This is a genomic window from Aliiglaciecola sp. NS0011-25 (assembly GCF_040370605.1).
In the GTDB taxonomy this organism is placed as follows: Bacteria; Pseudomonadota; Gammaproteobacteria; order Enterobacterales; family Alteromonadaceae; genus Aliiglaciecola; species Aliiglaciecola lipolytica_A.
In genome coordinates, this window is the sequence record NZ_BAABWR010000012.1 from 74,873 (window position 1) to 88,448 (window position 13,576).

12 protein-coding genes are annotated in these 13,576 nt (G+C 39.0%); 8 read left to right on the plus strand and 4 right to left on the minus strand.

Annotated features, from left to right (window positions below; translation table 11 throughout):
* Positions 1 to 75 precede the first annotated feature (75 nt).
* The 6 genes from cysD to ABWV72_RS12015 all read left to right on the plus strand — a co-directional run bounded on the left by cysD (position 76) and on the right by ABWV72_RS12015 (position 6,663).
* Positions 76 to 990 carry a sulfate adenylyltransferase subunit CysD gene (gene cysD / locus ABWV72_RS11990; protein ID WP_216050269.1) on the plus strand — a complete coding sequence of 305 codons (915 nt, stop codon included), beginning with the start codon at positions 76 to 78 and terminating at the stop codon, positions 988 to 990.
* Positions 990 to 1,586, plus strand: a complete 597-nt coding sequence (cysC, locus tag ABWV72_RS11995) for an adenylyl-sulfate kinase (RefSeq protein ID WP_216050268.1) — start codon at positions 990 to 992, stop codon at positions 1,584 to 1,586. The genes cysD and cysC overlap by 1 nt, the downstream gene beginning before the upstream one ends.
* On the plus strand, positions 1,586 to 2,371 hold the full coding sequence (gene cysQ, locus ABWV72_RS12000) for a 3'(2'),5'-bisphosphate nucleotidase CysQ (RefSeq protein ID WP_216050267.1): 786 nt from the start codon (positions 1,586 to 1,588) through the stop codon (positions 2,369 to 2,371). The genes cysC and cysQ overlap by 1 nt, the downstream gene beginning before the upstream one ends.
* A gap of 3 nt (positions 2,372 to 2,374) precedes the next feature.
* The gene (gene cysN, locus ABWV72_RS12005; protein WP_216050266.1) at positions 2,375 to 3,784 is read left to right on the plus strand and encodes a sulfate adenylyltransferase subunit CysN; all 1,410 of its coding nucleotides are present in this window, start codon (positions 2,375 to 2,377) and stop codon (positions 3,782 to 3,784) included.
* Between the two features lie 18 nt (positions 3,785 to 3,802).
* Positions 3,803 to 5,530: an SLC13 family permease gene (locus ABWV72_RS12010; RefSeq protein WP_216050265.1), complete on the plus strand. Its 1,728-nt coding sequence runs from the start codon at positions 3,803 to 3,805 to the stop codon at positions 5,528 to 5,530.
* A gap of 167 nt (positions 5,531 to 5,697) precedes the next feature.
* Entirely contained in the window at positions 5,698 to 6,663 is a 966-nt protein-coding gene (locus ABWV72_RS12015) for a transposase (protein WP_342807444.1), read from the plus strand.
* A gap of 56 nt (positions 6,664 to 6,719) precedes the next feature.
* Here ABWV72_RS12015 and ABWV72_RS12020 read toward each other — a convergent pair whose 3' ends face one another.
* Together ABWV72_RS12020 and ABWV72_RS12025 are read right to left on the minus strand one after the other, a co-directional pair.
* Entirely contained in the window at positions 6,720 to 7,913 is a 1,194-nt protein-coding gene (locus tag ABWV72_RS12020) for an ABC transporter permease (protein WP_353370742.1), read from the minus strand.
* The gene (locus ABWV72_RS12025; protein ID WP_342807440.1) at positions 7,913 to 8,698 is read right to left on the minus strand and encodes an ABC transporter ATP-binding protein; all 786 of its coding nucleotides are present in this window, start codon (positions 8,696 to 8,698) and stop codon (positions 7,913 to 7,915) included. The genes ABWV72_RS12020 and ABWV72_RS12025 overlap by 1 nt, the downstream gene beginning before the upstream one ends.
* A gap of 236 nt (positions 8,699 to 8,934) precedes the next feature.
* Here ABWV72_RS12025 and ABWV72_RS12030 point away from each other — a divergent pair, with 236 nt between their 5' ends.
* Positions 8,935 to 9,639, plus strand: a complete 705-nt coding sequence (locus ABWV72_RS12030; protein WP_353370745.1) for a YIP1 family protein — start codon at positions 8,935 to 8,937, stop codon at positions 9,637 to 9,639.
* 11 nt (positions 9,640 to 9,650) lie between these two features.
* Here the strand turns inward: ABWV72_RS12030 and ABWV72_RS12035 are convergent, their stop codons facing one another.
* A complete protein-coding gene (locus ABWV72_RS12035; protein WP_353370747.1) occupies positions 9,651 to 10,793 on the minus strand; it encodes a DUF3025 domain-containing protein in 1,143 nt (380 codons plus the stop codon).
* A gap of 66 nt (positions 10,794 to 10,859) precedes the next feature.
* Between ABWV72_RS12035 and ABWV72_RS12040 the strand changes: the two genes are divergently transcribed.
* Positions 10,860 to 12,494 (plus strand): M28 family metallopeptidase, encoded by a 1,635-nt coding sequence (locus ABWV72_RS12040; protein WP_353370749.1) that lies wholly within the window; start codon positions 10,860 to 10,862, stop codon positions 12,492 to 12,494.
* A gap of 69 nt (positions 12,495 to 12,563) precedes the next feature.
* On the opposite strand, the gene ABWV72_RS12045 is transcribed toward ABWV72_RS12040, so the two are convergent.
* Positions 12,564 to 13,487, minus strand: coding sequence for a LysR family transcriptional regulator (locus ABWV72_RS12045; RefSeq protein WP_216050258.1), 924 nt, complete (start codon positions 13,485 to 13,487; stop codon positions 12,564 to 12,566).
* Between the last annotated feature and the right edge of the window lie 89 nt (positions 13,488 to 13,576).

The following is a 13,576-nucleotide window of genomic DNA, read 5'->3' on the forward strand; positions in this document are numbered from 1 at the left end:
TCTGCTCTAAAGTATGTTATTGTTCTATGCATATAAGTATTTTGTCTAACGCTAGAATTTACGTGGAAATAAAACATGACTAACTCTATTCCGTCAGTGACTCATTTGAAACAGCTTGAGGCTGAAAGTATTCATATTTTCAGAGAAGTTGCTGCAGAATTCGATAACCCAGTAATGCTCTATTCAGTAGGAAAAGACTCTTCGGTCTTATTACACTTAGCCCGCAAAGCTTTTGCCCCAGGTAAAATTCCTTTTCCTTTATTACATGTCGACACCACTTGGAAATTCCACGAAATGATCGAATTCCGTGACAAGATGGCTAAGAAGCATGATTTAGATTTGCTAGTTCATATCAACCAAGAAGGTATCGATATGGGCGTAGGTCCGTTTTCCCACGGTAGTGCCAAGCATACCGATATAATGAAAACGGCTGGATTAAAACAAGCTCTGAACAAATATAAATTTGATGCCGCTTTCGGTGGGGCTCGTCGCGATGAAGAGAAGTCTCGTGCTAAAGAAAGAGTCTACTCTTTCCGTGATGATAACCATCGTTGGGATCCAAAAAATCAACGTCCAGAATTGTGGAATATCTATAATTCGCAAATCAATAAAGGGGAAAGTATTCGTGTATTCCCTATGTCTAACTGGACTGAGTTAGATATCTGGCAATATATTTACCTAGAAAATATTGAAATCCCTTCACTATACTTAGCCAAACCCAGACCTGTTGTTGAAAGAGATGGGGTTTTGTTTATGGTTGACGACGATCGTATGCCTTTAGAAGAGGGTGAAGTACCGCAAATGCGTTCAGTTAGATTTAGAACCTTAGGCTGTTATCCACTAACGGGTGCTGTCGAATCTACAGCGGATACCTTACCTGAAGTCATTCAAGAAATGTTGTTAACTAAAACTTCAGAGCGTCAAGGAAGGGTTATAGATCATGACTCTTCAGGTTCAATGGAGAAGAAAAAGATGGAAGGATATTTCTAATGGCTAACAACATCGTATGGCATCAACATGATGTCGACAAGCAACGCAGAGCCAAAGCAAAAGCACAAAAACCATCAGTAATTTGGTTAACAGGTCTTAGTGGCTCTGGCAAATCGACTATTGCTAATTTATTAGAAAAGAAACTAGCTGAAGCCAGCAAGCATACTTATTTGCTTGATGGTGACAATGTTCGTCACGGTTTGTGTGGCGACCTAGGTTTTAGCGACTCTGATAGAGTTGAAAACATACGCCGAATCAGCGAAGTGGCTAAACTTTTTGTAGATTCAGGATTAATCGTACTCACAGCGTTCATTTCGCCATTCAAAGCGGACAGAGATTTTTGTCGTAGTTTGCTGGCCGAAGGGGAATTTATCGAAGTGTTTGTCGATACTCCCTTAGAAGTTTGCGAGCAACGGGACCCAAAAGGACTTTATCAAAAAGCTCGTCAGGGCGATATTAAAGACTTTACGGGAATTGATTCCACCTACGAAACACCAGAGAATCCAGAAATTCATTTAACATTTTCAGGACAAAGCGCGGAAGAATCTGCTGAGTTATTGTTTAAAATGTTACAGGAAAAAGGATTTTTAGACTGATGTTTGACCATGCTCTCGCAACGCAAGTCGCTGAAATAACCCATAAAGCAGGGACAGCCATACTTGAAATATATAAAAAAGATTTCGCTATTTACGAAAAGTCTGATGAAAGTCCTTTGACCGAAGCAGATTTAGCCGCACATCACATCATTGTGGATGGACTCAAAGCGATTTCGGAACTGCCTATTTTATCAGAAGAGTCTGCCAGTATTGACTGGAAAACTAGACAAACCTGGGATGATTACTGGCTGGTTGACCCACTAGATGGCACTAAAGAATTCGTAAAGAAAAACGGTGAGTTTACCGTTAACATCGCTTTAATTAGTAACGGAAAGCCTGTTTTAGGCGTAGTTTATGCCCCAGTACTAAATGCCACTTACGTTGGTGTTAGTGAACTAGGCGCATATAAGATAGATGGTGGAGAAATTAACGATATTAGCGTTAAACCACACCAAGATGGCGAAACCTGGCAAGTCGTAGGTAGCCGTTCACACCAAAGCCCTGAAATTAAATCATTACTGGATTCTCTGCCTGGCCAGACAGAATTAGTAGCAATGGGAAGTTCACTTAAACTGTGTTTGGTTGCTGAAGGCAAGGCTCACTTATATCCTCGATTAGGTCCAACATCTGAATGGGATACAGGTGCAGCACAAGCTGTAGTTGAAGCTGCTGGCGGTAAAGTTACCGTTATCAATTCAGACAACCCATTGGATCCTGATGCCCCAGCGTTACGTTACAATCAAAAAGATTCTGTATTAAACCCTTATTTTTTGGTGAGTTGCTAAAATATGAATAGCGAAAACACATTACTACAAAAAGATATATTGTCTTACTTAGATCAACATGAGAAAAAAGATCTTCTTCGATTCCTTACTTGCGGAAGTGTAGATGACGGCAAAAGTACGCTTATCGGACGTTTGTTACACGACTCAAAAATGATCTATGAAGATCAGTTAGCAGCGATTACCAAAGACAGTAAAAAAGTAGGCACAACAGGCGAAAAAGTTGACCTTGCTTTGTTGGTTGATGGATTACAATCAGAGCGTGAGCAAGGTATCACCATTGATGTAGCTTACCGTTATTTTTCGACTGATAAACGTAAATTTATCATTGCAGATACTCCAGGACACGAACAATATACGCGTAACATGGTAACAGGTGCTTCAACCTGCCAAATGGCGATTATTTTAGTCGACGCCCGTGCTGGCGTGAAAACGCAAACTCGTCGTCACTCATTTTTAGTCTCGTTGTTAGGTATCAAACACGTCATTGTTGCTATCAACAAAATGGATTTGATGGATTATAGTCAGACTGTTTTTGAAGAGATTAAGCAAGATTATTTGGAGTTTTCTAAACAACTAGACATTCCTGATATCACTTTTATTCCTTTGTCTGCACTTGATGGCGATAACGTGGTGAATAAAAGCGAACACACGCCTTGGTATACTGGAAGTACCTTGATGACAGCGTTGGAAAATATAGAAATCGGTAAAGATCTCAATCTGGATGATTTCCGCTTCCCTGTGCAATATGTCAATCGCCCACATCTTAACTTCCGCGGATTTGCTGGTACAGTTGTATCTGGTCAAATTGCAGTAGGCGATAAGGTTACGACCTTGCCATCTGGAAAACAGTCAACGGTAAAATCAATCGTTAACTTTGAAGGTGAACAACAGCTTGCTCATGCTCCATTGACTACGACCTTAACCTTAGAAGACGAAATTGATATATCTCGTGGCGATATGATTGTTAAGTCGGATAATTTACCATTACATGGAAATACGTTTAAGACCCATTTGGTTTGGATGGATGAAGAAGCATTGATTCCAAACAAGCAGTATGGTTTTAAATTTGCGACGAAATTCGTACCGGGTTCGGTCACCAATATCAATTATTTAATTGACGTCAATACCATGGAAAAGAAAGAAGCAGTACATCTGAACTTAAATGAGATTGCGGTTGCTAATATCAAGCTTACTCAGATGGTTGCTTGTGACCCCTATACTGAAAATCGTGCTACAGGTGCGTTTATCATTATAGATAGGGTAACAAATGGAACTGTGGGCGCAGGAATGATAATCGAGCAGACACAGGCGACAACGGCTGTGAATCAATTCTCAGAATTTGAAATTGAGTTCAATACTTTGGTTAGAAAACACTTCCCACATTGGAATGCCACTGACATAACCAAGTTATAATTACTCGAACTCCCAGCTGTGGATTTTAATCAATTTGCTGTTATCGCGATTTTTTTCGCAACTATTGCGGCGCTTATCTTTACTGATAAGCGCCCTTCTTCTGTGTTTGCAGGTTCCACATTAGCATTAATGCTATTTGGCCAAATAACATTCTCAGAAGTTGCCCATAACCTTACCAACGAAGGCTTACTGACCCTTATTATTTTGCTGTTAGTTAGCACCGCCGTTGATAAGACATCCATGATTAAAAGTTTAGGCAGAAAACTGATTACAGCCAGTTTTAAAGCGAGTTACTGGCGATTGTTTGGACTCACTTTTGCATCCTCAGCACTACTAAATAACACCGCAGTGGTTGCCAGTATGATTGCTCCAATCAGTCAAAATCAACATCATCCTGCATCAAAGTTACTTATTCCGCTGTCCTACTCCGCAATATTGGGCGGGACAGTCACGCTTATAGGAACATCTACCAACTTGATTGTAGATAGCTTCCTGATTGAACAAGGACACCCTGGTTTCCAGTTCTGGGACTTTACCTTTTACGGTTTGATTGCAGGCTTAAGTTGTGGCTTATTAATGTTTTTATTAACACCAATTTTGCCAAATATTGAGACCCGCAAAGGGAATTTTCAATATTACTTTATAGAAGCTGAAGTGATAGCTGATTCGGAATTGATCGGAAAAACCGTAGAACAAAATCATTTACGAAATTTACCTGAATTGTTTTTAGTTGAAATCATTCGTGACGGGCAATTAATTAGTCCAGTAGCTCCCGACCTGATGATTTTAGAAAAAGATAAATTAATTTTTTCTGGAAACATAAAGAACGTAGACAGCCTTTCACATATAAAGGGGTTAGTGTTATTTGCCGAAACAGATGGCCTTTTAAGAGATAACTTAACCGAAGTCATCATCTCAAATCGAGCTCAAATTATAGGCAAAACCCTTAAAGCTGTTGGGTTTAGAGCCCTATTTGATGCTGCAGTTGTTGCTATTCGAAGAGATGGTGAGCAGTTATCTGGTAAATTGGGAGACATTAAATTGCAAGCCGGAGATTTCCTCTTACTTGCAACGGGACAAGATTTTGTTAACAGGCACAACCTGAGTAAAAACTTCTTTATCATTTCTGAACAAAAAATTTCAACCCGTCTAAATAAACCTCAAGAAATTTTGACCATTGGTGGATTTTTATTAACCATTTTATTAGCTGCAACTTCGGTACTCAGTTTATCTTCAGGCTTATTATTTTTCATGGCAGCGTTAATCGTCGCCGGTGTTATTAATAATTCAGAGCTAAAACGAAACATTCCAATTAACTTAGTAATTGTGATTGTTGGCGCATTGAGTTTAGCGTCTGCCCTATCTTCTTCAGGCGTAATTGATCTAATAACCGGTTCCTTAAAACCCTTTTTAAGTGACAGCAGTCCATTTATAGCTTTGCTGGTTGTCTACGGGTTAACCCTACTGTTGACAGAATTGGTCACCAACAATGCAGCCGCAGCCCTGATGTTTCCTTTCGCATACGGTGTAGTTCAACTGCTAGAAGTTCCACTTATGCCCTTCGCATTAGCGGTAGCATTCGCTGCCAGCGCTAGTTTTTTATCACCTTATGGATATCAAACCAATTTATTAGCGTTTAATGCCGCCAATTATAAATTTAAACATTTTATCAACTTTGGTTGGCCAGTTTCTTTACTGTATTCGAGTATCGTTTTGCTGCTGTTGAAGTATTCTTACAGCCTCTAATTCTAAAATTCCTACTACAAAATTTTGGTACCAAATCGTGGACAGGCACCAAAACTACAATTTGTGGACAGGCAACCAAACTAGACCTGAATTCAATTTAAACTAGACTTCTCATTACCAAAATTACTACTAAGCTATTGTGAATTGCATTAAAAATGGATTAAAAAATGCCTGTTGCAAGGAAGCATCAAATTAGCCTGGTTGATACGCCGTATTACCACTGTGTATCTAGGTGCGTTCGCCGTGCCTACCTATGTGGCATAGACACTCATAGCGGTCAAAATTATGAACATCGACGCCAATGGGTTGAGGACCGATTATTATTACTCACATCTGTTTTTTGCATTGATGTATGTGCCTATGCAGTCATGAACAACCATATTCACGTGGTATTGCATGTAAATAAAACTAAAGCACTTGGTTTATCAGACACAGACGTCATCAAAAATTGGCAAAAAATACACAAGCCAACCGAATTAGCTCTGCAGTTTATCCAAACTAAATCACCGGAATTGAACGAAACCCAAAGACAAGCCCTCAATAATACAATATCAATATATCGTCAGCGCTTATTTGATATTAGTTGGTTTATGCGCGAGTTGAATGAACCGATTGCTCGACGGGCAAATCTAGAAGATAAGTGTACTGGGCATTTTTGGGAAGGTAGATTTAAATCCCAAGCGTTGCTAGACGAAAAAGCGCTAACCGCTTGCATGGTATATGTCGATTTAAACCCTATTAGAGCTAAGATAGAGGCTACACCTGAAACTTCAAGTCACACTAGCATTAAACGACGCATTGCGGCATTTCAAAAAGGTATTCAACCTCGCGAATTAATGCCTTTTGTTTCTGAAAACGACAAAGAGTCGTGCTTACCTTTAAATTTGATCGATTATATAAGCTTAGTGAGGGAAACAGCTAAAATATCCAATCCATCGCATGACAATTTAGTTACTACTTCTCAACAGAGTATTCTAACCAAACTGAATTTTATTGAATCAACTTGGTTTACTCTCAGTCACCAATTCGAAGCGATTTATGGTCTTGCAGCAGGTAGTTATCACGCCTTAAAACGATTCAAAGAACATACGAACAGGAAAAGAATACTAAGTGTCACAGATAATTATTATTGAGTAAGAGCCTAAAGAATAATATCTGCAACACAAATTCTAATGCGACCAATTTACAATTAACGGAACAGAACTTTTTCTTTATTAAACCAGTTTACGCAAAATGCCAACAAACCTGCGGCAATCAAAGCCGTAGACCCGAAAATTGCAATCAACTGAAAATAATCCATTGTACCTTTAATCAATTCTTTTATAGCCAATGCAACGTTAGTTAAAGGTACCCAAGCCCAAATCCCTTTCAGTTCAACCCCGGGCGCCATGGCTAAAAAGATAGGGATAAACAACAACATCATCAACGTCCCCATATAACTTTGCGCCTCCTTGTAACTTTTAGCGTAGATGGACAGGCTTAATAAAATAGATGCGAAAATAGCTACCACGGGAATTAACATCAGGAACATTAGAATAAAGTCTACAGCGCCAATGGATGACATAAATGTCACCACAAACTCAATCGCTAAACCCTGACTAAGTATCAGCCCCCATAATGCCATGCTGGTGACGGTAATGAGTGCTGAAGTTAAACCTGCAAAGGCGATAGTTAGAAATTTACCTAATACTAGTTTGTAGCGCTCAATAGGCGAAATTAACAAGGTCTCTAAGGTTCCTCTTTCCTTTTCTCCCGCCCCTAAATCTGCAGCCGGAAACATTGCCCCTTGAAGACACAATATAAAAATAAAGTAAGGTATCAAACCACCTATTTTCTCTCCCCAATTTTCGCGGCTGTCAGCAGTATTAACTTTCTCTAGAATAATCGGATTTAAAACAGCAATTTGTTGTTCTTCTGATAAATTCAATTTAGCAAAAGCGGACGCCCTTAATTTTTGAAGTTGTTCATCAACTATTTCATTTACACGATAAAAAACGCGATTCAAGCCAGAATCATTTAGATGAAGTTTTAGCAGTGCCTGTCCAGATTGCAAAACGTCATCAGAGTAATTTGCAGGAATTTCTAAGACAAAATCGACTGTATTCTCTTGGATCAATTTTTTGTAATCCGTCTGCTGATTGATGTCAACTCTTTTAAAACCATCAATTTGCATTAATTTAGCATCAATATCAGGAGCGTACTGCCCTCCTATCAACGCATAATTCAACACTTTATTTTGTGCTTCAGTCGCGGCATTTTGCGCAAAATAAATAGCTATACCAGCGAAAGCAGGCATTACAAGTATGGGAACCGCAATCATAAAAAATAGCGTTTTTTTATCTCTGACTAGTTCTTTTAATTCTTTTAAAAACACCAACCACATTATGACACTCCCTTTTGAATGGTGGCTAAGAAAGCATCATGTAAATTACCATCTATTGCCTGTCTCCTAAATTCATCAAGACTGCCATCAAACTGACTAATCCCTTTATCAATAACAGTTACTCTGTCACATAACTCCTCCACTTCACTGAGATGGTGAGTCGAAAAAATGACGGGGATATCTTTGTTTTTCAAACTACGAATAAAATCCAGCACAGTTTGAGTCGCCATTATGTCTAGACCTGTAGTTGGCTCATCCAATATAACGACTTCAGGATTATGGACTACAGCTCTGGCAATTGATGTTTTTTGCTTCATTCCAGTAGAAAAGTTTTCACTTCGTCGATCCAAAAAAGTTCCCATTTCTAACAAGTCTGATAATTCTGTTATGCGACTTTCGATTTCTTGTTTATGCATACCGTGCAACTGTCCAAAATACTCAATATTTTCCCGACCAGTCAAACGACCATATAACCCTGTGGAACCTGATAGAAATCCAATTTTCTGACGAGCAACTAAGGGATCTTCTAATACATTAACGTCGTTTATAAAGACACTTCCCTGATTTGGTTGCAGGGCCGTAGATAGCATTCTTAAAGTTGTAGTTTTACCTGCCCCATTAGGGCCGAGTAAACCAAGTACCTCCCCCTTATTTACTTTAAACGTCACATCCAATACAGAATGGAAGTACCGGCCTTTAAGGCGAGGATCTTTCTTTTCTTGCTCGCTAAGTTTTTTGGGATTCTCAACCTCAAACTTTTTAGCTAAGCTCTTTATTTCTATCATTACTTTTCCCTGATTGCATTTTAGCTAGATAAACTCTACAGATTTATAAAGTAAACTAAACAGTCAATATTCAAGCAAATGCCTGTAATTCGGACATACTTGTTCAATAGTGTATAACTTGCTGGATTTATTACATATAATTGAAAAAGTTCTGCTTTACATTTATATAAAATAAAACAACTACGCCATTTAGAGTGAATCAAGAAAAACTTTAACCTAACGAGAGCACCTTTGTTATGCAACCCACTAATCCATTCCAAGCATCTCTACAAATATTCACAAAACCAAATGGAGTTTTTGAAGCTGCTAACAATAATAATAATTGGTCTTGGATACCTTTCATATTAGTTATGAGTTTTGTATTACTACCAATATATTTATATTACAATTTTGTTGATTTTGAATGGTATCGTGATTTTATCGTTAATAGTACAGCTGGTAATCTTAGTCCTGCCGAACAAAATAATATTCGAGCGCAAATCAAACCAGATTTTCTAGTTACTGGTATGCTTATCGTTGCTTTTTTATTCCAAGTAATCATCAATTTAATACTTGCTGCTTATCTCAACTTAGTCGCTAAAACAGATGATGAGTGTATTAATGGGTTTACAGATTGGTACGGTTTTACATGGTGGGTCTCGTTACCCTCGGTAATTGGTTTTATTGCGGCCTTAATCAGCCTGACTTTAGCTGAAAACAATCAAATTTCCATTGGCAAATTAAACCCTCTAGCTTTGTCGTATTGGTTAAGTTTAGACGAAGGTTCAAAGTGGTATGGGTTAGCTAATTTAATAAAGCCTGAACTATTTTTTAGTATTTACCTGATAGCTGTGGGACTTAGCCGCTGGACCAAATTTAACAGTTCGAAGATTTATACAATTGCAATTGCGCCTTTTGCAATAATAATAGTACTGTGGTTTTTCTTGTTATTAATGAAATAACCATGGCAAAGTTATTTTGAGCGAGCTGGTCTGAAGTAGTCCTGATTCATGTAGAAGTCTTCGTTCTCGTTTGCTAAGTGCCAACCTGGTATGCCTAAAAGCGGAATGGGTGATAGTTTTCTCGAGTTTGAAAGCAAATGTTTACGATTTAAAAGGTCATAAATAGCAGAATCTAAAATAGTTAACTGCCGATCATAATTTTCCTCGAAAAAACTGTTATCAACTCTTATAGCTAACCATTTCCCAGTCAACCCGATAAAAGGATTTAGAAGCATTTCATAATTTGCGTGTCCAAAAACAAACGCTTTAGCTGCCGGCATCTTAACATGACTGTCTTGGTTATTTTTAACATGACTGTCCTGGTTATTTAGCCGCTCCAAATCGTGATGTAAATACGAGTTATAATTTGCCCACTTATGTCTGTCTTCAATAAAAACCTTTTGCCATTGATGATTAGACAGGTTTTCACATATTTGTGGATCCGAGACAGCCAAAATAACGCCACATTCATCAAACAGTGTAATTTGGTTTCGTCGATGGGTACGCGGTGTTAAACCATGGGATTGAATATCTTCAACATGCCACTCGTTTAAAAGTGTTTTAGTTTTAGGAAAATTAAGCCAAATCAAACCATTAAATAAGTCATGCCAAGAATTAGGTCGGGTAGGAATAATTTTGTCTTTGAAAATGATGGTTTCGTAATAGTCTTCCGAATCAGACATGGAATTTTGACATTTAAAAGACTGTTTAAAATCAATTTGACATGCCTGTCCATGATTCAAACTCTGACTGAAATCATTTTGCGGTGCCTGTCCACGTTCAAGAGACGCTAGGCTGCTTTGAAGTGCCTGTCCACGTTGGGTATTTTGCGGTGCCTGTCCACGTTGGGTATTTTGCGGTGCCTGTCCACGTTGGGTATGCTGACTGAAATCATTTTGCGGTGCCTGTCCACGTTGGGTATGTCCACGTTGGGTAGAGCCATTCTCTGTGGTAATAAGCCTATTTTTTAAAGTGTTGAGCGTGTCTGCATGCAATAAGTGCTCAAATTTAGTTAAGCTATAACGCTGTTCAAGTTCAGTAAAAGGCGGCCTTTTTGCAATGCCTGTCCACAATTCTTGGCATTCGCTAGGCGATGTTGGGTTAAGTGTTGTCATTGGCTACTAGAGTCTTTTTGATGGATTTCTTATACTGGACGCAAATGTAATAATAAGAGTAACAATATGCAATCACGACGTTTTATTTTTCCCGTTGTTTTTTCGATTTTGGCTTTGGCCGGATGTGAACAACTCCCAGACAGCAATAGTCCGCAAAGTAACTTCCAGCAGGTGTATGACAGCATCAGTGAACAGGAGTTGAAACAGCACGTCAAAACTATATCGTCTGACGAATTTGAAGGTAGAGCACCAACCTCAGCAGGGGAAACGAAAACCCTTGAGTATTTAGTGAATAATTTCAAAACGCTAGGATTTCAACCTGGCAATGGTAATAGTTATCTTCAAGCAGTGGAATTAATGGAAATTACTGCTGATCCAAACATGCAACTACGCATGGGACAAAATACATTTGAATACCAAAAAAATATGGTTGCATCTTCGAAACGTGAAACTGCCCAAGTTAATCTGAATGACTCCGAAATTGTATTCGTTGGTTACGGTGTAAATGCACCAGAATACAATTGGAATGACTATGAAGGCCTAGATGTAAAAGGCAAAACCGTGGTCATTTTAGTTAATGATCCAGGGTTCGAAAATCCCGAAAGTGGTAAGTTTCAAGGTAAAACTATGACTTACTATGGTCGCTGGACATACAAATATGAAGAAGCCAGCCGTCAAGGCGCTGAAGCAGCCATTATAGTCCATGAAACAGCGCCAGCCTCATACGGTTGGTCAGTTGTATCCAACAGCTGGAGCGGCCCGCAATACAGTTTAGTTTCCAAAAATGGTAACTCAGACAGAGTCGCGGTAGAAGGTTGGATTAGTCTTGAAGCCGCCAACAAAGTGTTTGCCGAAGCAGGCCTTGATTTCAGCCATGAAAAAGCGCAAGCAATGCAAGGCCCCTACTCCAAAGCATTAGGCACAACAGCTTCAATTACAATAAACAGTAAGCTGAAAAAGTCAGTGAGCAATAATGTTATCGCAACATTACCTGGCAGCGTCGCTCCTGACGAACACATAATTTACACCGCGCACTGGGATCATTTAGGCATGGACACCAGTTTAAAAGGGGACCAAATCTATAATGGTGCTCACGATAATGCGACAGGGGTAGCCGCCAGTTTAACTATGGCAAAAGCATTTTCAGAGCTTTCTATTCGTCCAGCACGTTCAATTACCTTTTTAATTGTAACAGCTGAAGAGCAAGGTTTGCTTGGCTCTAAATACTATTCCGAACACCCAATTATTCCGTTAGATAAAACCGTAGCAAATCTAAACATGGATGCCCTCAACGTTTTAGGCAGAACAAAAAATGTTTCAGTTGTGGGAATGGGGAAATCTGATTTAGAGAACTATCTTCAGTCAGCCGTCACTAAGCAAGGCCGTTATCTGACACAAGAAGATAGACCGGAAGCTGGATCATATTATCGTTCCGATCATTTCAGTTTCGCAAAACAAGGGGTCCCTGCCCTTTATGCTAAAGGTGGCAACGAACCAATAGACGAAGCGACCGCTAAATATCGTAAACGCGCCAGTGTAGTAGTAAAAGGTTGTTACCATCAGGTATGTGATCAATTCAGAGAAAACTGGGACTTTGGCGGCATTCAAGAAGATACGCAAATGTTATTCGATGTGGGTTACAGCATTGCCAACTCAAATGATTGGCCACAATGGAGTAAAACCAGCGAATTTCAGCGTTAAAAATAATACTATCTAAAACAAAAATGCCAGCAATTATGCTGGCATTTTTTTATGAATTAAAATTCACATTTACTTCTGACTTTCTTTGATAAAGTGACTGAGCTCTTTGATGCAGTGACGCAATACTGGGTTTAAGCGTGTATTTTTGCCGTTCATAACAAATAACTCATGTTCAAATTTGAACATATTACCACCACCAACAGGGACTAAGCCTAAGCCAGCGCCTTGTTCTTTGGTCATATAATCAGGCAACAAACCTACATACTCACCAGTCATGATAGCCGACATGCAGCCATCGAAAGAGTCAGAAAACGTTTGAATAGCTAAACGTCTTTCATCTTGAATATAATTAGCTGAGGACAACCCTGAAATCCCAATTGCCGGATAATCTTCTATCTTCACGGTCTCAGGTAAAGCTTCTTTATACTTAGCCAACGGATGTGAAGGGGCGCAATATAATCTTCCATGACAAATATGATCAACAGTATGGAAGGTTACCGATTCTGGTTTTACCATGTCATAAGTTGAGATAACTAAATGACACTCGCCGGATAAGGCCACATGCTCAACTTCATTGTAAAGTCGGGTTTGTATATTGACGTGAATATCATCAAACTTCTTCATTGTGCTTTTAACTGCTTTACTAACAGCTAACTGCATAGAAAGAGGTAATCCGGCCATCAATACTAGTGTGATATGGCCAGAATAATCATCATGTAAACTCTTCAAGTTAAACACAAAATTATCAAAAGCATTAAAGATTCGTTTAGTTTCCTGAAAAACTACTTCACCCTCTTTGGTCATTTGGAAACCGCCACGGCCTCGATGACAAAGCACTAGATCTAATCTTTCTTCGAGCTTTTTAATTGCAGCACTGATATTCGGACGTTGCATTCTAAGCACAGGTTCAGCAGCGGTGAAGCCGTTGCATGAGGCGACAGCATAGAAAACACGTAACAATTTTATGTCTGATTCTTGTAAGCGGTTTAACATAAAAACACCAAGTTAAGGTATATAAATAGATACTCTAATTGCTATATTAGGCAAGCTGCCACTGTATTACAATCATTAATTACAGTTTA

What these genes read in the sequence shown, in the direction of transcription:
- cysD (WP_216050269.1), top strand. Translation starts at nt 76, where the DNA reads ATGACTAACTCTATTCCGTCAGTGACTCATTTGAAACAGCTTGAGGCT.
- cysC (WP_216050268.1), top strand. Translation starts at nt 990, where the DNA reads ATGGCTAACAACATCGTATGGCATCAACATGATGTCGACAAGCAACGC.
- cysQ (WP_216050267.1), top strand. Translation starts at nt 1,586, where the DNA reads ATGTTTGACCATGCTCTCGCAACGCAAGTCGCTGAAATAACCCATAAA.
- cysN (WP_216050266.1), top strand. Translation starts at nt 2,375, where the DNA reads ATGAATAGCGAAAACACATTACTACAAAAAGATATATTGTCTTACTTA.
- ABWV72_RS12015 (WP_342807444.1), top strand. Translation starts at nt 5,698, where the DNA reads ATGCCTGTTGCAAGGAAGCATCAAATTAGCCTGGTTGATACGCCGTAT.
- ABWV72_RS12020 (WP_353370742.1), bottom strand. Translation starts at nt 7,913, where the DNA reads ATGTGGTTGGTGTTTTTAAAAGAATTAAAAGAACTAGTCAGAGATAAA.
- ABWV72_RS12025 (WP_342807440.1), bottom strand. Translation starts at nt 8,698, where the DNA reads ATGATAGAAATAAAGAGCTTAGCTAAAAAGTTTGAGGTTGAGAATCCC.
- ABWV72_RS12030 (WP_353370745.1), top strand. Translation starts at nt 8,935, where the DNA reads ATGCAACCCACTAATCCATTCCAAGCATCTCTACAAATATTCACAAAA.
- ABWV72_RS12035 (WP_353370747.1), bottom strand. Translation starts at nt 10,793, where the DNA reads ATGACAACACTTAACCCAACATCGCCTAGCGAATGCCAAGAATTGTGG.
- ABWV72_RS12040 (WP_353370749.1), top strand. Translation starts at nt 10,860, where the DNA reads ATGCAATCACGACGTTTTATTTTTCCCGTTGTTTTTTCGATTTTGGCT.
- ABWV72_RS12045 (WP_216050258.1), bottom strand. Translation starts at nt 13,487, where the DNA reads ATGTTAAACCGCTTACAAGAATCAGACATAAAATTGTTACGTGTTTTC.